18 protein-coding genes are annotated in these 21,954 nt (G+C 41.0%); all 18 read left to right on the forward strand.

Annotated features, from left to right (window positions below):
- Positions 1-14: 14 nt before the first annotated feature.
- Positions 15-755, forward strand: a complete 741-nt coding sequence (locus tag MR181_RS03885; RefSeq protein WP_191910690.1) for a Stp1/IreP family PP2C-type Ser/Thr phosphatase — start codon at positions 15-17, stop codon at positions 753-755.
- 3 nt (positions 756-758) lie between these two features.
- Complete coding sequence (gene pknB / locus MR181_RS03890) at positions 759-2,660, forward strand: Stk1 family PASTA domain-containing Ser/Thr kinase (RefSeq protein WP_242335061.1); 1,902 nt, start codon at positions 759-761, stop codon at positions 2,658-2,660.
- A gap of 11 nt (positions 2,661-2,671) precedes the next feature.
- Positions 2,672-3,556, forward strand: a complete 885-nt coding sequence (gene rsgA, locus MR181_RS03895) for a ribosome small subunit-dependent GTPase A (protein WP_242335068.1) — start codon at positions 2,672-2,674, stop codon at positions 3,554-3,556.
- A 12-nt stretch (positions 3,557-3,568) separates the two neighbouring features.
- Entirely contained in the window at positions 3,569-4,222 is a 654-nt protein-coding gene (gene rpe, locus MR181_RS03900; protein ID WP_242335070.1) for a ribulose-phosphate 3-epimerase, read from the forward strand.
- A 185-nt stretch (positions 4,223-4,407) separates the two neighbouring features.
- Positions 4,408-5,064, forward strand: coding sequence for a thiamine diphosphokinase (locus tag MR181_RS03905; RefSeq protein WP_242335073.1), 657 nt, complete (start codon positions 4,408-4,410; stop codon positions 5,062-5,064).
- Between the two features lie 129 nt (positions 5,065-5,193).
- The gene (gene rpmB / locus MR181_RS03910) at positions 5,194-5,379 is read left to right on the forward strand and encodes a 50S ribosomal protein L28 (protein ID WP_003713527.1); all 186 of its coding nucleotides are present in this window, start codon (positions 5,194-5,196) and stop codon (positions 5,377-5,379) included.
- Between the two features lie 207 nt (positions 5,380-5,586).
- The gene (locus tag MR181_RS03915) at positions 5,587-5,949 is read left to right on the forward strand and encodes an Asp23/Gls24 family envelope stress response protein (protein WP_102169432.1); all 363 of its coding nucleotides are present in this window, start codon (positions 5,587-5,589) and stop codon (positions 5,947-5,949) included.
- A 25-nt stretch (positions 5,950-5,974) separates the two neighbouring features.
- Positions 5,975-7,681, forward strand: a complete 1,707-nt coding sequence (locus tag MR181_RS03920; RefSeq protein ID WP_242335076.1) for a DAK2 domain-containing protein — start codon at positions 5,975-5,977, stop codon at positions 7,679-7,681.
- A 78-nt stretch (positions 7,682-7,759) separates the two neighbouring features.
- A complete protein-coding gene (gene recG / locus MR181_RS03925) occupies positions 7,760-9,796 on the forward strand; it encodes an ATP-dependent DNA helicase RecG (RefSeq protein WP_242335079.1) in 2,037 nt (678 codons plus the stop codon).
- 13 nt (positions 9,797-9,809) lie between these two features.
- Positions 9,810-10,817 (forward strand): phosphate acyltransferase PlsX, encoded by a 1,008-nt coding sequence (gene plsX, locus MR181_RS03930; RefSeq protein ID WP_242335082.1) that lies wholly within the window; start codon positions 9,810-9,812, stop codon positions 10,815-10,817.
- 58 nt (positions 10,818-10,875) lie between these two features.
- Positions 10,876-11,130 (forward strand): acyl carrier protein, encoded by a 255-nt coding sequence (gene acpP / locus MR181_RS03935; protein WP_003717350.1) that lies wholly within the window; start codon positions 10,876-10,878, stop codon positions 11,128-11,130.
- A 60-nt stretch (positions 11,131-11,190) separates the two neighbouring features.
- Positions 11,191-11,913, forward strand: a complete 723-nt coding sequence (gene rnc, locus MR181_RS03940; RefSeq protein ID WP_242335085.1) for a ribonuclease III — start codon at positions 11,191-11,193, stop codon at positions 11,911-11,913.
- A gap of 5 nt (positions 11,914-11,918) precedes the next feature.
- On the forward strand, positions 11,919-15,482 hold the full coding sequence (smc, locus tag MR181_RS03945; protein ID WP_242335088.1) for a chromosome segregation protein SMC: 3,564 nt from the start codon (positions 11,919-11,921) through the stop codon (positions 15,480-15,482).
- 16 nt (positions 15,483-15,498) lie between these two features.
- Positions 15,499-16,914: a signal recognition particle-docking protein FtsY gene (gene ftsY / locus MR181_RS03950; protein ID WP_242335091.1), complete on the forward strand. Its 1,416-nt coding sequence runs from the start codon at positions 15,499-15,501 to the stop codon at positions 16,912-16,914.
- A 14-nt stretch (positions 16,915-16,928) separates the two neighbouring features.
- Positions 16,929-17,270: a putative DNA-binding protein gene (locus MR181_RS03955; RefSeq protein ID WP_191910679.1), complete on the forward strand. Its 342-nt coding sequence runs from the start codon at positions 16,929-16,931 to the stop codon at positions 17,268-17,270.
- A gap of 3 nt (positions 17,271-17,273) precedes the next feature.
- On the forward strand, positions 17,274-18,728 hold the full coding sequence (gene ffh, locus MR181_RS03960) for a signal recognition particle protein (RefSeq protein ID WP_242335094.1): 1,455 nt from the start codon (positions 17,274-17,276) through the stop codon (positions 18,726-18,728).
- A gap of 326 nt (positions 18,729-19,054) precedes the next feature.
- On the forward strand, positions 19,055-21,757 hold the full coding sequence (locus tag MR181_RS03965; RefSeq protein WP_277956484.1) for a mucin-binding protein: 2,703 nt from the start codon (positions 19,055-19,057) through the stop codon (positions 21,755-21,757).
- Positions 21,754-21,939, forward strand: coding sequence for an LPXTG cell wall anchor domain-containing protein (locus tag MR181_RS08835; RefSeq protein WP_367276838.1), 186 nt, complete (start codon positions 21,754-21,756; stop codon positions 21,937-21,939). The genes MR181_RS03965 and MR181_RS08835 overlap by 4 nt, the downstream gene beginning before the upstream one ends.
- The last annotated feature ends 15 nt before the right edge of the window (positions 21,940-21,954 follow it).

Consider the following 21,954-nt stretch of genomic DNA (forward strand, 5'->3'; position numbering starts at 1 on the left):
GAAAAGCATTATTTATGAAAGTTGCTTATCAAACAGATATTGGTCATCAAAGAAAGGAAAATCAGGATCGGGTAGCCAAATTCACTGCCCCTGATGGGACTCTTTTGGTGGTCGTTGCCGATGGAATCGGCGGTAGTAGAAGTGGCGATGTTGCTGCCCAAATTACTGTTGATCATCTTGGTCGTCAATTCCAAGCGGCCTCACCAAACTCATCATTGGAAGCAATCCGGTGGTTCGCACGTGAGGTCCAATTAATCAATGACGAAATCTTACAAAAATCAAAAGAAAACCCAAAATATCAGGGGATGGGTACTACATTAGTTGCTGCGATTATTTTTGATCAGGCAATGGTAGTTGCTAATATCGGTGATAGTCGGGGATATGTCCTCCATGATAACTTGTTGACACAGGTAACAATCGACCATTCATTAGTTAATGAGCTGGTCAAGCATGGTGACATTACAGAAGAAGAAGCTCGTAATTATCCACAAAATAATATTATTACTCGTGCTATTGGTGTATCAGCTGATGCTAGAATTGAAGTTAATCGCTTTGACTTGGGTGCTGGTGACCAAATTTTGCTATGTTCTGACGGTTTATCAAAGATGATTACTCGAGAACAGATGATGGGGGTACTCGAATCAGATCTTTCATTAACAAAGAAGTGCTCGCAATTAGTGAAAATGGCAAACGAGGCTGGTGGGCCTGATAATATCACTGTCCTGATTGGGTTAGCAGAAGACCAGGAGGGGTAGTAAATGAATCCTGGATATAAGATCGGTAAACGATACAGGATTATTCGCACGCTTGGTGAAGGCGGAATGGCGAATGTTTATTTAGCATATGATGAAGTGCTCGATCGTAAAGTTTCGGTTAAGCTTCTTCGCTTAGATTTACGTGATGACCCAAACACTCAACGTCGCTTTGAACGAGAAGCAATGGCAGCGACACAATTAAATGATCCTCACATTGTTGGCGTTTATGATATTGGTGAGGATCATGGAATGCAGTTTATGGTAATGCAGTATGTTGAAGGGACGGACTTAAAAGCTTATATTAAGAAAAATTTCCCAATACCATTGCCACAAGTGGTCGACATTATGGAACAAGTTTTGTCTGCCGTTCAAACTGCTCATGATCATGGGATTATTCACCGTGATTTAAAACCACAAAATATTTTAATTGATAAAAATAAAAACATTAAAATCACTGATTTTGGAATAGCGGTTGCTGCGTATCAGGACTCATTAACCCAAACGAATACGTTGATGGGTTCTGTTCATTATCTTTCTCCTGAACAGGCACGGGGAAGTATTGCAACCAAGCAATCTGACATCTATTCTTTAGGGATTATTCTTTATGAATTGTTAACCGGAAAGGTTCCGTTTGAGGGGGAAACAGCCGTCTCAATTGCCTTAAAGCATTTTAAGGAAAATATCCCGTCAGTTCGTGAATTTAATAGTGATATCCCGCAAGCATTAGAAAATGTTGTTATCAAAGCGACCGCTAAGGATCCGAGTGATCGTTATAAATCAGCAGCAGCGATGGCAGCAGATTTGAAAACATCTTTGGATCCGGCAAGAAAAAATGAACCGCGATTGGAATTTAATGCAGATGATGACGGTGAAACTAAGGTAATTGAATTGCCAAGTCATCATGAAAAGCAGCCACAACAAGATGTCAAGAAGCAGCCACAGAAAAAGCACGAAAATGTTTGGCACCACTATAAAAAGTATATTTGGTCAGGAATTGTAATAGTGGTTTTAATTGTAGCTAGCTTTGGTGGTTGGTGGTTTTTCGGCCGGAGTGTAGTGACGCCTGATGTTGATGGACAAAGTGCGGTAAAGGCAGAACAAACGTTACATAAGCATAATCTGCGAGTTGGCAACATTACACGGGTATATAATTCAAGTATTCCCAAGAATCATGTAGTTAGCAGCTCACCAAACGGAAGTGACAAGACACGGGTTAATAGTTATGTTAATCTCAAGATTAGCCAGGGTGTTAAACAAATGACAATGGCTGATTATGTTGGCTCAGATTATAGTGAAGTTGCAAGCAACCTTCGCGCTAAGGGATTTCGGGTTGAACAGGTCAAGGTTCATTCAGAGACAGTTGATCCTGGACAAATCATGAAACAAAATTATGCAAAAGGGAAGACTGTTGCTACGGCATCTCATACCATTCGTTTTAAAGTCAGTGCGGGCAAGACGCAGATTAAGATTCCTGACTTTAAGAATCAAGATGTTAGTGTTGTCCAAAAATTTGCCAATGAACACCACCTACAGTTAACGACCCAAGAAAAAACATCTAAGACGGTGGCGACAAACCACGTAATTGCACAGACACCTAAGGCTGGTTCGACTTTAAGTCGTGATGATACGTTAACGGTGACTGTTGCAAACTCAGGGAATGAAACTAAGACTACTAATATCCAGATCAATATTCCATTTGATGGTAATGGTGGTCAACGTGAAAATCGTGTTCAAGTCTATATTAAGGATGCTCAGCATAATTTAACCATGCAGTATCAAGATATTACGATTAACCAGGAAACAACAATTAATGTTCCATTTACCCTTCGACAAGGTGAAATGGGTGCTTACCGGGTTGTTCGCAATGGACGAACGATTATGAGTGCGACTAATATTACCGCTTAAGGAGGATAAAGGTGAAACAGGGAATAATACAACAATCTTTAAGTGGCTTTTATGATATTTTGACTGATGGTGAAATTCACCGAACAAGGGCACGGGGGAATTTTCGTGCTCGGAAAATTAAACCAATTGTTGGTGATCGAGTTGAATTTGAGAATGGCTACCTTCTTCGTGTTTTACCACGAAAAAACGAATTAGTTCGTCCGCCAGTAGCTAATGTTGATATTGCTGTTGTAGTAACGGCAGCTAAGAAGCCGACATTTTCGACTAATTTGTTAGATCGACAATTGATTGCTCTTGAAGCGCAAAAAATCATTCCGGTAATTTACTTTTCAAAAACGGATCTCCTTGATGATGATGAATATACAAGATTGGGAGAAATCGTTGCCGGTTACAGAAAAATTGGTTATCAGGTATTCTTTAGTCGGAAATCATTTGCTGAAGATCAGTTGCATCAACTAAAAGAACTTTTAAAGGGTCAAATCGTTACAATGATGGGGCAAACAGGTGCAGGGAAATCAACACTCTTAAACCATCTTGCACCGGGCTTAGACTTAGCAACTGGTGAAATTTCAACGGCATTAAAGCGTGGACGGCACACAACGCGAAAGGTTAGTTTACTAAATGTTGCAGGTGCCTGGATTGCGGACACTCCTGGCTTTTCATCGTATGAAACTTTTGATATGACCGTTGAAGAATTGCCAAATTTCTTTCCGGAAATGAAAGAGTTAGCACCTAATTGTAAATTTCGGGGATGTCTTCACCTAAAAGAACCTCAATGTGCAGTTAAAGATGCAGTAAAAAATGGTATAATCATGAAAAGTCGGTATGATGATTATGTTCAATTTCATAACCTAATTGCTAACCAAAAACCAGATTATGGTAAGAATAAGAAATGAGGGATTGATAAAATGATTAAAGTAGCACCTTCGATTCTCAGTGCTGATTATGTTAACTTGCAACGGGATATTGAAAAAGTAGATAAGGCGGGTGCCGAATATCTTCACATTGATGTGATGGATGGCTCATTCGTACCAAGTATTTCTTATGGTCCAGGATTCGTAAAGGCGATTCGCCCAATTACGAAGATGGTTCTTGATTGCCACTTAATGGTTCAAAATCCTGAACACATTTTACCTGCATTTATTGATGCTGGTGCTGATATCATTGGTGTTCAAGTTGAGGCTACTCAACATATTCATCGGGCACTCCAAATTATAAAAAATGGTGGGGTAAAGGCAGAAGTAGTTATTAATCCTGGCACACCAGTTGCCATGATTGAACCAGTTCTTCACATGGTTGATCAAGTATTAGTGATGACCGTTAACCCCGGCTTTGGTGGTCAAAAGTTTCTTCCTGAAACCGTAGAAAAGATTGCCCAACTTAATCAAATTAAGAAGAATAAGGGTTATGACTTTGACATCGAAGTTGATGGTGGTGTTAACAATCAAACCGTTGTGGACTGCTATAAGGCTGGAGCAACCGTTGCTGTTGCCGGTTCATATGTATACAACGTCGCTGATCCTGCTAAGCGGATTCAGGCGTTAAGGGATGCAACTAAATAATTAGTAGAAAAGGGAGCGTGACAGAAGTCATTTATGACTTCGTTTTCACGCCCCCGCGAGCGCAAATAGGGTTCCAGAGTTCGGTTATACTGGACACTGGAACCCATTTGCGTACCGCGCTGTTCGTATTTGAACTTGGTAAAAGTACTTATGTCACAGTCCCTTTTCTTTATAAGGAGAAATGAATGCGGGTAAATATTATGGTGGGTGGACCTGACTCATTAATTCCACTATCAGAAGTCCATGCACGGCAAAACGAAAAATGGGTAGGCGTTGACATTGGTGCAACTCGCTTACTCAATGAAGGAATAACACCAGCAGTTGCTGTTGGGGATTTTGATTCAACGGATGATCAACAATTTAAGCGGGTGAAAAGGGCAATTAATGACATTCACCTTTTTCCTCCTGTAAAAGACTATACTGATACGCAGCTTGGTGTGAAAAATGCAATCGAGCTTTATAATCCGGATCAAATTACGATATTTGGCGCGACTGGAGGGCGGCTAGACCAATATTTGAGTAACCTGTTTTTACCGTTAGAAAGGGAATTTAAGGATTACTTAGAAAAAATTCAACTTATAGATAAGCAAAACATTGTTGATTATTATTTACCGGGAAAATATGCGATCAAGGCTGAGGCAGGTTTTAAGTACCTTGCGTTTGTTAATTTAACGCCAGTAACCGGATTAACGCTGGTTGACGAAAAATACCCGCTAACTAACTGGAACTCGTCAATTCCCTTTTGCTGGTCAAGTAATGAGTTCAATGGTGAGGTAAACCATTTCAGCTTCCAATCAGGGATTGTGGCGGTGATTAAGTCACGTGACTTAACAATTAAGTAGCCTGTCAAGGAAAATTACTTGAAAGAAAACTGTTGCATTGTTACTCAGCCTATGGTAAATTGTTTAAGTGAGTTATAGCGCAGATGCGTAAAACGAAAAAACATAGATGAGAAGAGGAGGGTACCACCAATGGCTAAAGATTTTATCAACGGTAAACGGACACGCTTTGGTAACAAGCGTTCTCACGCCCTTAACTCAAGTCGTCGTAGCTGGAAGCCTAACTTGCAAAAGGTAACCATTTTGGTTAACGGCAAGCCTAAGAAGGTTTACGTTTCAGCACGTACACTGAAGTCCGGTAAAGTGACTCGGGTTTAATTAAATCAGAAAATATGGTCGTTCAGTGATGAGCGGCTTATTTTTTATTTTAAAAATAGTATATGCCATTAACCATTATTAGTAGACGACTTTTTTCATTCCGTCTGCTATGGTATTATTAATATGAGTTTTTAACAGGATGATTGCTAATCGATGCTCGTCTTATATTAATGGAGCATTGGTTGACCAATATAAGGAGGCCATATGATGGCGGTTAAAATTAAAACACAATCTGGAATGATCGATATCAACAATGACGTAATTTCAGCAGTTGTTGGTGGTGCTGCTACTGATAACTATGGTGTAGTTGGAATGGCATCACGTAATCCACTTCGTGATGGTGTTAACCAGATCTTGCGTCGCGAAAACTTTAGTCGTGGTGTTGTTGTTCGTCAACAAGATAACGGTGTTGCCATTGATGTGAATATCATCGTCGGTTATGGTACTAAGATCTCGGAAGTTTCAAAGAGTGTTCAATCAAAGGTAAAATATAACCTTGAATCAATGCTTGGCATTACGGCAAACTCGGTTAATGTTTGTGTTCAAGGTGTTCGCTCACTTGATGATTAATTTGCGTTACTAGGAGGAAAGATAATTGGCTGTAACTGAAATTACGAATCTTGAATTTGGCAAAATGGTTCAAGCTGCTGCTAGTAAGCTGAGCAAGAATGCCGAATTTATTAATTCACTGAATGTTTTCCCTGTTCCTGACGGTGATACGGGGACAAACATGACATCTTCAATGGCTAGTGGTGCTAAGTACGAACGCAATGCAAATAGTACTAAGGTTGGCGATTTAGCTGGTGCCTTAGCTAAAGGACTTTTAATGGGTGCCCGGGGGAATTCAGGAGTGATTCTTTCACAAATCTTTCGTGGCTTTGCCAAGGGAGCAGAAGGGAAAACAGTTCTTGACGCCCATGATTTTGCTGAGGCTTATGCCAATGGTGCGAAGGTTGCGTACAAAGCTGTTATGAAGCCAACTGAAGGGACGATTTTAACTGTTGTCCGTGAATCAGCACAAGCTGGATTGGATAAAGCCAAGCAGACCGACGATATTGTCGAGATTATGCATGCAATTTATGAGGCATCAACGGTTGCTCTTAAGAAAACCCCTGAACTATTGCCTGTTCTTAAGCAGGTCGGGGTTGTTGACTCTGGTGGTCAAGGACTTGTTTTTGTTCTTCAAGCTTTTGATGAAGCCTTAAGTGGTAAGGTTGATAAGGATGATAGTTACAAGCCTGATAATGCCGAAGTTGATGAAATGGTTAAGGCGATGGATCACCAAAGTGTCCAGGGAAAGCTAAATCCGGAAGACATTCAATATACTTATTGTACGCAAATGCTTGTGCGAATTGGTAAGGGAAAACAGGTTAAGCAAAAGTTTGATTACGATACTTTTTACAATTACCTTGCTAAAATGGGTGACAGTCTCCTTGTCCTAAACGATGATTCTGTTGTTCGGGTCCATGTTCATACTGAACACCCCGGCGAAGTTTTATCATGGGGTCAGCAATTTGGTGATCTTCAAACCATTGAAATCCATAACATGGTTTGGCAACAAGAAGAGATTATGGAACACGATGAAGAAGAAGCAGAACGCTCAGAAACACCAATTGACAAAGCCCGTGAAGCAGCTAAGCCTAAGCCAGAAACCGCTGTAATTGCGGTAACGTCTGGTGATGGAATTGCTAAACTGTTAAAGAGTCTTGGAGTAACCCACGTTATTAAGGGTGGTCAAACGATGAACCCAAGTATTCAGGATATTGCGGATGCAATCAATAATAGTGGTGCTAAGCAAGCGATCGTTTTGCCAAATAACGGAAATATCTTTATGGCAGCAGAACAGGCTGCTGACATTGCGGATATTCCAGCCGTCGTGGTTCATAGTAAGACAATTCCTCAAGCGATGACTGCACTTCTTGAATATAATCCAGAAGCATCATTAGAAGATAATCAATCTAATATGGAGGTCAATCTTTCTACAGTTAAGAGTGGTGAGGTTACCAACGCTATTCGAGATACCGAAATTGACGGTCAAACGATAAAGAAAGATGACTTCATGGGAATTGTTGATGGAAAGATTGTTAATACCGATCCAGACCTCAAGGAAGCTGCTATCAAGATGGTTAAAAAAATGCTTGATGAAGACAGTGAAATCGTAACAATTCTATATGGACAAGACGGTGATAAAAAGACAGCTGAAGAAATTAAGGCAGCTGTTGAAGAAATGGATGATGAATTGGAAACCGAAATTTATGAAGGTGGCCAACCAGTATACCCATATTTGATTTCCGTTGAATAATTTAAATTAAGGAGTTGGATGCAGAACACCAGTCAACTGATGTCCATCCAACTCTTTTTACAGTGGGGAGGGAGTATGATGAAAAGTCTTCAGGATCCAGTTTCGGTGTTAAAAGGAGTTGGTCCTAAACGGGTGGCTGATTTAGCAACTTTAAATATCGATACGATTGAAGATTTGCTGACATACTACCCGACAAGGTATGATGACTTTACGCCGAACGACTTAAGGATGGTCAAGGATAAACAACGGGTAACCATTAAAGGAAAGATTGTTTCCGAACCGCTGTTTAGCCGGTTTGGCTACCGGCGAAATCGGCTGAGTTTTCGGTTACAGGTCGGCCAGCAGGTGGTCATGGCCACATTTTTTAACCAACCATATTTAAAAAAACAAGTGGAGTTAGATCGACAGGTAACCGTAATGGGCAAGTGGGATGCTAGTCGTCAACAGGTAACGGGGACAAAACTAGTAACGACAACAGGAACTCCAGAGAATGAATTTGGTGCCATCTATCCGACAAATAAGCATCTTCGCCAAAGTACCTTGAGATCGTTAATCCGTCAAGCATATGAAGATTACCAGCGGGTTATTCCAACATTACTCCCCACCACGCTTCGCCAAAAATATCGGTTATTAGATCGACGAGAAATGATTAAGGATCTTCACTTTCCGGAAAGTCAAATGGTTGCTAAGACAGCACGACGAACTGCGGCATATGAGGAGTTCTTTCTATTTCAACTGCGTCTACAGGCGATCAGACGAGCGCATCGTCAGGAAGACGGCACACGAATCTTATACCATAATGACGAGTTAAAAGAATTTATTTCTCGGCTTCCGTTTGAGCTTACCAATGCGCAAAAGAAGGTTGTCAATGAAATCTGTCGTGATTTACGGCAACCAATTCAAATGAATCGCCTTCTTCAGGGAGATGTTGGTTCTGGAAAGACGATTGTTGCTGCGATTGCCATTTATGCGACAATAAGTGCAGGTTATCAGGCAGCTTTAATGGCGCCAACTGAAATTTTAGCAACTCAACATGCAGAAAAATTAGCTAAAGTCTTCGCGGGTACGCATGTTCATGTTGGTCTGCTTACTGGTTCACTAACCGCTAAGCAGCATCGTGAATTAGTTAGCGCAATAAAAAAAGGTGATATCAATTTAATAATTGGAACGCATGCATTAATTCAATCGGATGTAGAGTATGCTAATCTTGGCTTGGTGATTACGGATGAACAGCACCGGTTTGGTGTTAACCAACGTCAACAATTACGGGAAAAGGGTGAACACCCGGACGTTCTTGCCATGACGGCTACACCAATTCCACGGACATTAGCAATTACCTCATATGGTGAAATGGACGTGTCAGTAATTGATGAACTACCAGCAGGGCGGAAACCGATTGAAACGCGTTGGCTAAAAGATAAGCAAAGTAATGATGCCTTAAAGTTTCTTCGTCAGCAATTAGCTGGTGGGGCTCAAGCTTATGTTGTTAGTCCGTTAATTGAAGAGTCAGAAGCATTGGATGTTCAGAACGCGACTGACCTTTATGAACGATTAGCCAATTACTTTCAGCCAGATTATAAGGTTGGCCTTTTACATGGTCGCTTAAGTGGGGACGAAAAGGATGCCGTAATGAAAGACTTTCAAGACGGCAAAATCCAGGTTCTTGTTTCAACAACGGTTGTTGAGGTCGGTGTTGATAATCCTAATGCAACTGTGATGATTATCTACAACGCTGATCGCTTTGGCCTTGCCCAATTACACCAACTGCGCGGGAGAGTTGGGCGTGGAAAACGACAAAGTTATTGTTTGTTAATTGCTGATCCCAAAACCGATGAAGGAACAGCACGAATGAAAACAATGGTTGCAACAACTGATGGGTTTAAGGTTGCCCAACGGGATCTTGAACTTCGTGGAGCAGGTGATGTTCTTGGGGCCAAGCAATCGGGACTTCCTGACTTTAAGGTTGGGGACCCGATTGGTGATTTGAAGATTTTACAAATTGCTAAGGAAGATGCCGCTAACCTATTAGCGACTCCCCATTGGGATCAGGTGGATGATAATCAGCCACTAGTACTCTACTTAAAACGAAACCAACTTGAGACACACTTTGACTAGGAGGATTAATATAATGAAAATTGCTGTAGATGCAATGGGCGGTGATAATGCCCCTAAAGCAATTATTGAAGGGGTCGAAGAGGCACGGGATTTGTATCCTGATTTGACCTTTGATCTTTATGGTAACCCTGATAAAATTAAAGCCGTGATTACTAATCAGGATCGTTTAAAAATCGTTGAAACTACTGAAGAAATCTCGATGGGTGAAGAGCCGGTTCGGGCGATTCGCAAGAAAAAGGATTCTTCAATTGTTCGGGCTGCTAAAGCGGTTAAGGAAGGGGATGCGGATGCATTCTTTTCTGCTGGGAATACGGGAGCTGTTCTGGCTGCGGGAATCTTTATTGTTGGACGAATTCATGGAATCGATCGACCAGGACTAACCAGTATCCTTCCCATTGCTAAGCCGGGATCTAAACGTCAAAATTTTGTTTACCTTGATACCGGTGCTAACGCTGAAAGTAAAGAGAAGAATCTTGTTCAATTTGCTTATCTTGGTAAATTTTACGCAGAAAAGGTTCTCGGAGTTGCTAATCCGCGAATTGCACTGCTTAATAATGGTGCTGAAGAAGATAAGGGCGATCAGCTCCATAAGGATGTTTGGCAGCTGCTTAATACAGAAAAAGAACTTAACTTTATCGGTAATGTTGAATCCGGCGACCTCTTATTTGGTAAGGCTGACGTCATTGTTAGCGATGGTTGGACGGCCAATGCTGCTTTGAAAGCAACTGAAGGAACTGCCAAAATGATGATGACATTAATTAAGGATGGTATCCTAAATGGTGGTATCCGTGCTAAGCTAGGTTATTTAATGTTGAAACCGGTCTTTCATCGGATTGGGCAGAAAATGAGTGCTTCAACTTATGGAGGCGCCGTTCTCCTGGGATTAAAAGCTCCCGTAGTTAAAACACACGGTTCATCTGACGCCACAGCCGTTAAAAATACCATTAGTCAGATTCGGACAATGCTAAAAACTGGTGTTATTGAGGAAACCGTTAAATTTTTTAACCAAAACAATGAGTAGACAAGAAGGCAAAAAACGCCTAAAATAGTAGCGAACTAATAAAGAGAGGTAACAGTCAATGGCTGAAGATAAAAAGCAAGAAATCTTTAATAAGGTTTCAGAAATCGTGGCTGATCACTTTGATGTTGATCGGGCAAAAATTACCGATGAATTAAATTTAAAAACAGATCTAGATGCTGATTCAATTGACTTTGTTGAATTTGTCCTTGAGCTTGAGGATACGTTTGGTGAAGAAATTGATGATGAAGATGCTGAAAAGTTAAGTACGATTGGTGAAGTAGTTGACTACATTGCCGAACATACCGCTGATTAATAATTCTTTGAGGTCCGCGATGAAGGCTTGTACTTTATCGCGGCTTTTTTCACATCTTTAATGAAGAGAAAGGAAGTTTTTACTATTAAGAATTTACAAGACTACCTGGCCAAGGACTTTGATATTCATTTTACTAATCCTGATTTGCTAGCGGAAGCATTTACTCAGGCTTCATACGTAAATGAACATCCTCATCAAGGACTTAAATTTTATGAACGGATTGAATTTCTTGGCGATGCTGTGTTGGAATTGATTGTTTCCGAATACATCTATAAACGTTTTCCAGAATTACCACAGGGAAAGTTGACCCGTTTACGGGCTGCAATGGTTTGCGAAGACAGTTTTTCTAAATTCGCTAAAGAATGTCATTTCGACCAATACATTCGCTTGGGCCATGGTGAAGAAATGGCCGGTGCTCGTCAACGTCCAGGATTGCTTTGTGATATTTTTGAATCATTTATTGGGGCCCTTTACTTAGATCAGGGACGACCTGCCGTTGAAAAGTTTGTTCAACGAGTAATCTTCCCTAAGCTTGATTTGGGTTGGTTTGACCATGCCGTTGATGCTAAAACAAGCCTTCAGGAATTTTTACAACGTGATGGTGATGTTGATATTGAATACCACCTTCTTCAGGAATCGGGGACGGAAAACGATCCAGAGTTCAAAGTTAACGTTTCAGCTGATGGGAAAGTAATTGGTGAGGGAACTGGTTCCTCTAAGAAACATGCTGAAATGCAAGCAGCAAGTCAAGCACTTAATAAACTCCGTCAAGAAGGTAAGTAGGCACTATGCAGTTATTATCTCTAACATTGGATGGCTTTAAGTCCTTTGCTCAGAAGACAACAATTAAATTTGAACCAGGAATGACAGGAATTGTTGGCCCAAACGGCAGTGGAAAGAGTAATATTATTGAAGCAATTCGCTGGGTAATGGGTGAACAATCCGCTCATCAGCTTCGTGGTGATAAAATGGCTGATGTGATTTTTAACGGTTCCAGTGACCGCAAACCGCTTAATCGGGCACTTGTATCAATCACTTTTGACAATAGCGATCATTACCTTGCCAGTGATTTTACTGAATTAACAATTACTCGAAAGCTGTATCGAAATGGTGATAGTGAATATCTGGTTAATGGTCAAGAAGTTCGGTTAAAGGATATTACTGATTTATTCATTGATTCTGGGTTAGGTCGGGAGTCCTTTTCTATTATTTCCCAGGGACAAATTGAGGCAATTTTTAACGGTAAGCCAGCTGATCGTCGTTCAATTATTGAAGCGGTGGCTGGAGTTGCAAAATACAAGAAAAATAAGGATACTGCTGAAAAACGGCTGAGCTCAACTATGGATAATCTTAACCGGGTTAACGATATTATTGCTGAGTTGACGAGTCAGCTGGAACCATTAGCTGATGAAAGTGCCCTTGCTGAGGATTATTTAGAGCAGAAAGAGCAATATGATCTTCTCGACCGGACCCAAACAGTACGTCTTTATGAGCAAACTAGTAAGGAATTAACAAATCTGAAAGCTAAGCTAGCGACTGATCAAAAGCTGGTCAGTGATTATACTGCTCAACTTACCAAGTCAACAGCGGGATTGAACCAGTTAAAGCAACAACAAGGTAATTTGCAGACGCAAAAAGACCAACTTCAGGCTCAAATTCTGACGACTACCGAAATGATTGGTAAATTGCAAAATCAGCAATCGGTGTCTTCAATTAAACGTGAGCAGCAGCTTCAGGAACGCGAGCGATTAACTAATCAACTGCAGAAGCTTAAACAGCAACAAACAGAGGTTGACCAAAAATTAACTCAGGCTAATGAACAGGTTCAGTCACAAAAAGGGGCAATTGCCAATCATCAGGAAGAATTAGCTGCTGCCAAGCGAATGACTAGTAGTCAACGGATTCAGCATGCTAATGAAAAACTAGAAGAATTGCGGGGAAATCAAGTTGATTTAATGCAACAAATTACAACCCTGCAAAACCAGCAAGCTTTTCTGAAAAGTAATCACGAGCAAACCATCAACGCACAACAGCAAAGTAATGCTGAGCTTCAGGCTGCTCAACAACGATTAACTGAAATTAAAGCTCAAGAAGCAACCGCTAAAAAAGAAGCAACGGACCAGCAAGCCCACGTTACCAATCTTCAAAGCCAGTTAAAAAGCCAGCAGGAGAAGCAGGAAAGCATACAGAGACAGTATCAAGAAGCTCAACGTTCTTGGTACCAATCACTTGGGGATGTTCATTCACTCCAGTCACGGCTAAAAAATTATCATTCAATGCAGGAAGAATATTCTGGATACTATCAGGGTGTTCAGACCGTTTTGAAGCAACGGCAACAGTTTTCAGGCCTTGATGGTGCTGTAAACGAGCTGCTGGATGTTCCAGAAAAATATACAACGGCGATTGAGACGGTTCTCGGTAGTCAGTTACAACAATTAGTAGTTGATCACCAGGCGACTGCTAAGCAGATCATTAATTATTTGGTCCGTCGTCGTGCGGGACGTGTGACTATCTTGCCCCTTGATACGTTAAGGCATTATCAGGCTTCAACAATTTTTAACCAATTACGGTCATTGCCTGGGTATATTGGCCGGGCAACTGAATTAATCAATTATGATCCTAAGTATGATGTGGTTGCACAACACCTTCTAGGAAATACGGCTGTAGTTGACAATCTTGATCATGCAACAGAGATTTCTCGACACGGTCATCACTATGTCAGGGTGGTAACGCTTGATGGTCAATTGATTAATGCTAGCGGATCAATGACCGGGGGTGCCAATCGTCACCAACGAATCGGCTTGCTTAGTCAAAAGCAATTAGCTAGCCAGCTGCAAAATGCTCTTAATAAGGAACAAGTTACGGCAGGTCAATTGGAAAAACGAGTTGCCCAATTGCAGGCTACCCAAAAAGAAATTGACGAGCAGTTAACCGATCTACAGACTCATTTGCACCAGGCAAGTGAAAAGCTTCATTCAGCAATCGGCCAGCAGCAAGTGTTACAAAATCAGTGTCAAGCAGTTGAACGTCAAGTAGCTGCTCTTAAGTTTCAATCGGGACAGCAGGATGATCAGCACGCTGATTATGAGCAAAAAGTACAGCAAAATGTTCAACAGTTGAAAGATGCTCAGCAGCAGTTTGATGTTAATAAGCAGCGGACTACTGAACTACAGGAACAAATTAAGCAGTTGCAAAGTGATGAATCAGCGCAAAGTCAGCAGCTTCATCAGATGGAGCAGTGGATTGCGGTTGCTCAGGAACGGTTGCAACAACTTAAGAGTAGTCGTCATGCTCTGCAACAGGAGAAAAACTCACTGCAAATCAAAGCCGATTACCTTGAACGACAAATTCAACAGCTTAATTTACAAATTAATAGTGATCATGCAGATAATGAATCAAATACAACAGCTTTGCAGGATGCGACTCGGCAATTAGCGGCCGTTAAACAACGGTTAGTTACTGCTAAGGAGAAACTGACCTCGCTTAGTGAACAGGTTGCTAATGCTGAAGGAGAACATAACCGATTACGCGATTTATTAGCGGCAGCAACAAATGAATTGAACCATTTTGATGCTCAACGGATTCGTCATGAATCACAGTTAGATAGTTACCTGAATCATTTGAGTTCGCAGTATTCAATGACCATTGGTGAGGCAAAGGAAAAGATTAGCGATCTCCCGGATGATCAACTGAAGATTAAGCTGAAACTGTTAAGGCGGGGATTAGCTGACCTTGGTGAAGTCAATACTGGAGCGATTGCTGAATATAAACGGGTTAAGGAACGGTATGATTTCTTATCAACACAGCAAGCAGACTTATTAGCTTCGCGTGATCAATTAAATGAAACAATGAATGAAATGGACGAGCAGGTTAAAACAAGGTTTAGCGAAACGTTTAATAAGGTTTCAGCTGCATTTGACCAGACGTTCCAGCAGATCTTTGCCGGTGGTCATGCGCGGTTAGTCCTAACGGATCCCCATGATATTTTGACAACGGGAATTGATATTATGGCCCAGCCACCCGGGAAGAAGAATCAGCGAATGAGTCTCCTTTCAGGTGGTGAAAAGGCGTTAACCGCAATTACTCTGTTATTTGCAATCCTCAAAGTACGGCCAGTACCATTTGCAATTCTCGATGAACCTGAAGCAGCACTTGATGAAGTCAATGTGCAGCGCTTTGCTAACTACCTGAGCCATTTTGGAAATGATGGTCCGCAATTTATTGTTATTACTCACCGTAAGGGAACAATGATGAATGCCAATGTCCTTTATGGGGTAACAATGCAGGAGTCAGGAGTATCCAGAATGGTTTCCGTTGATGTGATCGATACCTTAGAAAGTTCAAACGACTAGGAAGAAGGCGTAATTTATGGGATTATTTGATATTTTTCGTCGGCATAAAAAGCACGAAGATAAGCAGGAGGAGCGGCCCCAACAGGAAGAGAAAGAAGAGCAGAAAGTCGCTGATGCTCACGTTGATAGTGAGGTAGCAACGACTTCACAAAGTGCTAGTAGTGAATCCGAAGCACAGGAAGAAGCTCCTGAGGTTGATCAAGATTCCTCTACAACTACAGAAGCGCAACCGCAAAATGAAGAAGTTTCTGATGATTCACTTTCGGGATCTTCATCTTCTGTTGAACAAAATGCAGAATCAGCAAGTACTATTGAAGAAGAAACTGTCATAAGTCGAAATGATGAACCAGAAGAAGAGGCTCCAACAACAAAAAGTAGTTCTCAAGTAGCAGAAGTGTCGACTCCTGCACCTGAAAGTGAAGTTAATGATGATGTTCAGGAAGAAGCAGAAGAATCAGCAGCTGCAAGTGATGACGAAACTGTTGATGAGGAAAGCACAGCAGCAAAATATGATCAGGGACTAGAAAAATCACGGACAGGATTTGGTGCTCGTCTTAATCGCTTTTTAGCTAATTTTCGTCATGTTGATGAGGACTTCTTTGATGATCTGGAAGATTTACTGATTGAGTCCGATGTTGGTTACGATATGGCAATGAAACTTAGTGATGAGCTTCGTGAAGAGGTAAAACTGCAAAACGCTAAGAGCAAGCAGGAAGTTTCTAACGTTATTATTGAAAAAATGGTTGATCTTTATGACAGAGCAGGAAAAGATGAAAAGTCCGACCTGAACTTTGCCAAGGAAGGGCCAACCGTGATCATGTTTGTTGGTGTTAATGGTGCTGGGAAGACAACTACCATTGGAAAGATGGCGGCATTATTTAAGAGCCAGGGGAAGAAAGTCCTTTTGGCAGCGGCTGATACTTTCCGGGCAGGTGCTACTGAACAACTTGACATTTGGGCTAAGCGTGATGGTGTTGATATCGTTACCGGCCCAGAGAATGGTGATCCGGCTGCGGTTGTATTTGATGCTGTTCAGAAGGCAAAAAAAGAGAACTATGACATTTTATTCGTTGATACCGCAGGAAGGTTACAGAATAAGGTTAATTTGATGAAGGAATTGGCCAAGATGAAGCGGATCTTAACTCGTGAAATTCCTGATGCCCCGCATGAAGTTCTCCTTGTATTGGATGCAACAACCGGTCAGAATGCTTTGAACCAGGCTAAATTATTTAAGGAAAGCACGGATGTTACCGGAATTGTCCTGACTAAGCTTGACGGAACTGCTCGCGGGGGAATTGTCCTAGCTATCCGGAATGAACTCCATCTTCCGGTGAAGTATGTCGGTTTGGGTGAAAAGGTTAATGATCTACAGAAATTCGATGCAAGTGAATTTGTCTATGGCCTATTTAAGGATTTAGTTGAAGTTGATTAGTTAAGGAGTTGCTGATGGAAATTGAAAAAAACGAGCGGATTAATTCGCTGTTTGAGTTTTATCAACCGCTCTTAACGGAGAAGCAAAACCAGTATCTTGAGCTTTATTATGCTGATGATTTTTCGCTTGGTGAGATTGCTGAAAACTTCAACGTAAGTCGTCAAGCAGTGTATGATAATATTAAACGGACTGAAAAGATCTTAGAAGCTTATGAAGCTAAGTTACATTTAGACGCTGAGTTTCAAGCGCGGAATAAGCAGGCTGATGAGATTCAGCAATACGTTAAACGACATTATCCAGATGATCAACAGTTAAATAAACTTGTGGGCCGTTTGGAAAATTTGGAGGAAGAATAAAAGATGGCATTTGAAGGATTGACAGATCGTCTTCAAAAGGCGATGGAAAAGCTACGACGGAAGCCTAAAGTTACCGAAGCTGACCTTCGTGAAACAATGCGAGAAATTCGGCTAGCATTATTGGAAGCCGATGTTAACTTCGCTGTTGTAAAAGATTTCGTTAAGAAGGTTCGGGAGAAGGCCGCTGGTGCGGAAGTCCTTAAGGGATTAAATCCAGCCCAACAAATTGTTAAAATTGTTAATGATGAGTTAACTGAATTAATGGGTGAAGAAGCGGTGCCGCTTAATAAGGCCGCTCATATTCCGACCGTTATTATGATGGTTGGCCTTCAAGGGGCCGGTAAAACGACGACTGCTGGTAAGTTAGCTCTCCGCTTGAAAAATGAAGATAAAGCGCGACCACTGTTTATTGCTGCCGATGTTTATCGACCTGCCGCAATTACCCAGTTAAAGCAGGTAGCTGATCAGATTGATGTTCCTGTTTTTGAAAAGGGAACTGACGTTGATCCAGTTGAAATTGTTCGTCAAGGGATGGAAGTTGCTAAGCAAAATCATAACGACTATGTAATTATCGATACTGCTGGTCGGCTGCAAATTGATGAACAATTGATGGATGAGTTAGCAAATATTAAGCAACTCGTTAACCCTGATGAAATTCTGTTGGTAATTGACTCCATGACTGGACAAAATGCTGTTAATACTGCTCAGGGATTTGACGACAAACTTGATATTACCGGTGTAGTATTGACCAAGCTTGATGGTGACACCCGTGGTGGTGCTGCTATGTCAATTCGTGCCGTTACTGGAAAGCCAATTAAATTCGTCGGTGAAGGGGAAAAGATGGAGGATCTTGATGTCTTCCACCCTGACCGAATGGCTTCACGAATCCTGGGAATGGGGGACATGATGACCCTAATTGAAAAAGCCCAGAAGGATTTCGATGAAGAACAGGCTCAAGCAACAATGGATAAGATGCGTGAAAATACCTTTGATTTCAACGACTTCTTATCACAGATGGATCAAGTAACCAAGATGGGACCATTAGAAAATATCATTAAAATGATGCCGGGGATGGCTAATAACCCTGCATTAAAGAACTTGAACCTTGATCCAAAACAATTAGACCATATTCGGGCTATCATTTATTCCATGACTCCAGAGGAACGAGAGAATCCTGACTTGATGAATCCAAGTCGGCGTCGGCGGTTAGCCGCTGGGGCTGGCCGGCCGATTGTGGAAGTTAACCGAATGATTAAGCAATTTAATCAGATGCGGAAGATGATGAAGCAGGTTACCAATGGTAATTTTAATGGGATGCAAAACATGTTTGGCGGGCAAATGCCGGGAATGCCAGGTGGCCGAATGGGACAAATGGCTATGAACCACATGGCACGGAAGATGAAAAAGGATAAGCAGAAGCGGATTAAGAAGTTACGGAAATTACGAAAAAAACATTAAATAAGCAATAACCAGTTAGTTAAGGGCAATAAGTGATTAACTAACTGGTTATTATTTTTGAATTATTATAAAGAAAATAATTAATTAAAAATTGTAAACTAATACGTACTTTAATAAACATTATCCTAGATTGTGAAAAGTTAATTAAGTCGATAAATGATCAAATTCCAATTTTTCTAATTATCAATTGATTGATTTAAAAATAGTCATCTTGCTATCAAAAACTTAAAGGGCTAAAATTACGGAGTTTTGGGGATCTGCAATTAGCTTTTTTCTAAAACTACAAGCTATATAGAGAAATCTAGCCGATAGGTGGAGTGATTAATATGGTTTCAAAGGGAAATAAAAAGTACTTAATGACAAAGCAGGAACGGTTGATTCCGCATTATGGATTACGGAAGTTAAGCGTAGGGGTTGCTTCTGTATTGCTATCAACGTCAATTTTAATGGGGATGACCACGAAAGCACAGGCTGATACTGTTGACGGAGAAACTAATCAGGAGATTGGTCAAACTGATAAATCTTTGGTTAACAATGCGACTAATTCAGTTACCTTGAAAAATAATCAAGTACCGACTGCAACTTCGACAATCCAAGATCAGGACCAGATACCAGTAGAATCAACTACTGCGAATACAAATTCTCAGCAGGTTGTTCAAACAACCATTACCCCAACTACTTCAATTAATGATCAGGTTGGCAAAACAATTAATGTTGTTACCCATAACGTTACCGAAACTACTGGGGATAAGGCGACAGGACAACGGGGGACGACCAACCTTGAGCTGAAGATGACAATATCAGCTGAAGATGCGCAGCAAATTAAAGCTGGTGATTATATTGATATTCGATTGGGGATGCCGTATACCACAGAAGATGGAAATAGTTACGTCTTTAGTTATGGTGCCGTAAATGATAGTAAGGATAATATTAAGGCCCTTAAATATCAAAATCAGGTAATTGGATATATTGTCCCTGCTGGTGATACCGAGAGTTATAAGCAGTCATTTCCTGAAGCCTCTTCGACTGGGGCAATTAAGTGGACAGTAATTGATAATCAGAATAAGGATGATATAAGTAGTGCCGGAAGCAATGGTTATTACCGGATAATTTTTAACGATGTCTTAAGCAAGTACTTAAAGAACCATTCTGGAAAAAGCGGTGTGATTGATATTAAGGCTAAGATGGTTTGGTACAACACCAGTAGTAATGGTGATAAGCAGGCTTTAAAGCCAAGTGAGACAATTACCCTTTATAGTGATAATGGTGAGACAAGTTACTCTCCCCAAAATGATCTTCAAATTGGTAATCAAACATTTACCAGCGGAATTAGCATTAGTGTAATTGCAAAGAAGAAAGGGGAAAGTTCTGTTCCAGTAACTTCAAAGTCTCAAACAATTGATCATACGAGTAATACCCCAGCACATTTATGGCGGGCAATTGATGGTAAAGAGGCGCTGCAAGTTACCAATAATCAAGCACAGGGTGTTGGGATTTCTTTAGATAATTTAGGTCAAACCTTTACAATTACTGTTACAAAACCGGCTTCTAATGATGATGTAACAACTAATTTTGTCAGTGCTAGTGACTTACAGAAAGCATTACAAGATCTAGTTGTTCCGCTGGATTCCAAAGTATCTTCAAACTTAGTGGATAAATTGACTACTACTGGTAATTACTACCTGTCTGATCAGTTTGTTTATCCGAAACCAAAAGTTAACGTAACGGCTGTAAAAAATGATGAGAATAAAATAACATACCACGTGACAGTGGATGGTGACTATAAAGGATTTAAAGTCACTTCGGCTGCGAATGGGATTGAACTGTCTCCCGTTACTTTAATTACCTGGATGCCTACCAGAAAAGGTGCGTTATTACCTGAAAAGAGAATTAATAATTCAAAGGAAGATCATGATCAAGCTACTTATTTCAATCAGGATCTTCATAATTGGCTCTATGGTTACTCAATTCGGGATCGGGATGTTCGTAATTACATGAATACCCATCCTTGGCATGTAACTGTAACTAGCCAAAATGGAAACTATGATACTGATTGTGGCTACTGGATTGACATGGGGACCGATTCTAAGCCAGTAAATCAGGCAGATGTTAATTCCACATTTTATGGTTTCGTTAACCAAACAATTCATTATGTTGATGCAGATGGTAATCAAATGATGGACGATAAAGGGAAGCCTATTGCTGATAAAGTTCGGCAGGTTACCTTTACTAGTGATACTGGAGCAAGCGGATCCTTTAAGACAGACAGTTACTTCAGCGATATCGACATTCCTGGAGTAAAGGGTTATTCAACTTATCGGGGCAAAAAGTCAGATGCTAAGAAGGTAATTTACAGTGGCGGAAAGATTACTCAGATTGGTGATGAAGGCCGCTTCACGTACCCGCATAATAATTTTGTTGAATATGTTGTGTATGTTAAGAATAGTGAGTCAACTCCAGTAAAACCACAGCCGGATCCAAAGCCGAAGCCTGATCCAGAGCCGACGCCAAAACCAATTCCAGTAAAAGATAGTAAAACAATTACTGAAACGATTCACTATGTCTATCAGGATGAAACCAAAGTGGCAGATGATAAAACGCAGCAAGTCACCTTTACGCGAAATGGTGCCAAAACAGCTGAAGGTATTACTTGGGATAACTGGACACCTGCAGAAAGAATATTCGCTGAGGTAGAATCACCTGAAATCGAGGGCTATACTCCTGATATAAAGGTAATTAGTGAAATTAAGGTAACCTCAGAAGATAACAACATTGTAAAAACAGTTATTTATACTAAAAACTCAATTCCAACTCCAGAACCTCAGCCGGATCCAATACCAACACCTCAGCCTAAACCTGATCCAGCTCCGACACCAACCCCAGCTCCGCAACCAGAACCTCAGCCACAGCCAGGGCCAAAACCTAAACCTGATCCAATTCCGACTCCCACTCCGGCGCCAGAACTAACCCCAGTTCCTAATAGCTCAGAGTCGACACCGGTACAGAGCCAGCACCACAATCAGGGATAGATAATCCTTCTCCTAAGTCTGATAGCTTAGTTGAACCTAAAGCGAAGACACGGTTAGTTCAAACTGGTCATCGCCAACTACCACAAACGGGATTAGGCCAAGGCAAGGGATTAATGGCGCTTGGGATTGTCAGCTTATTGACTAGTTTTGGCTTTGGAATGAAGAAAAAGAAAAATATTTAAGCTGTCAAGAAAAAA

The sequence above is a fragment of the Limosilactobacillus urinaemulieris genome, assembly GCF_932750685.1.
GTDB classification, from domain to species: domain Bacteria; phylum Bacillota; class Bacilli; order Lactobacillales; family Lactobacillaceae; genus Limosilactobacillus; species Limosilactobacillus urinaemulieris.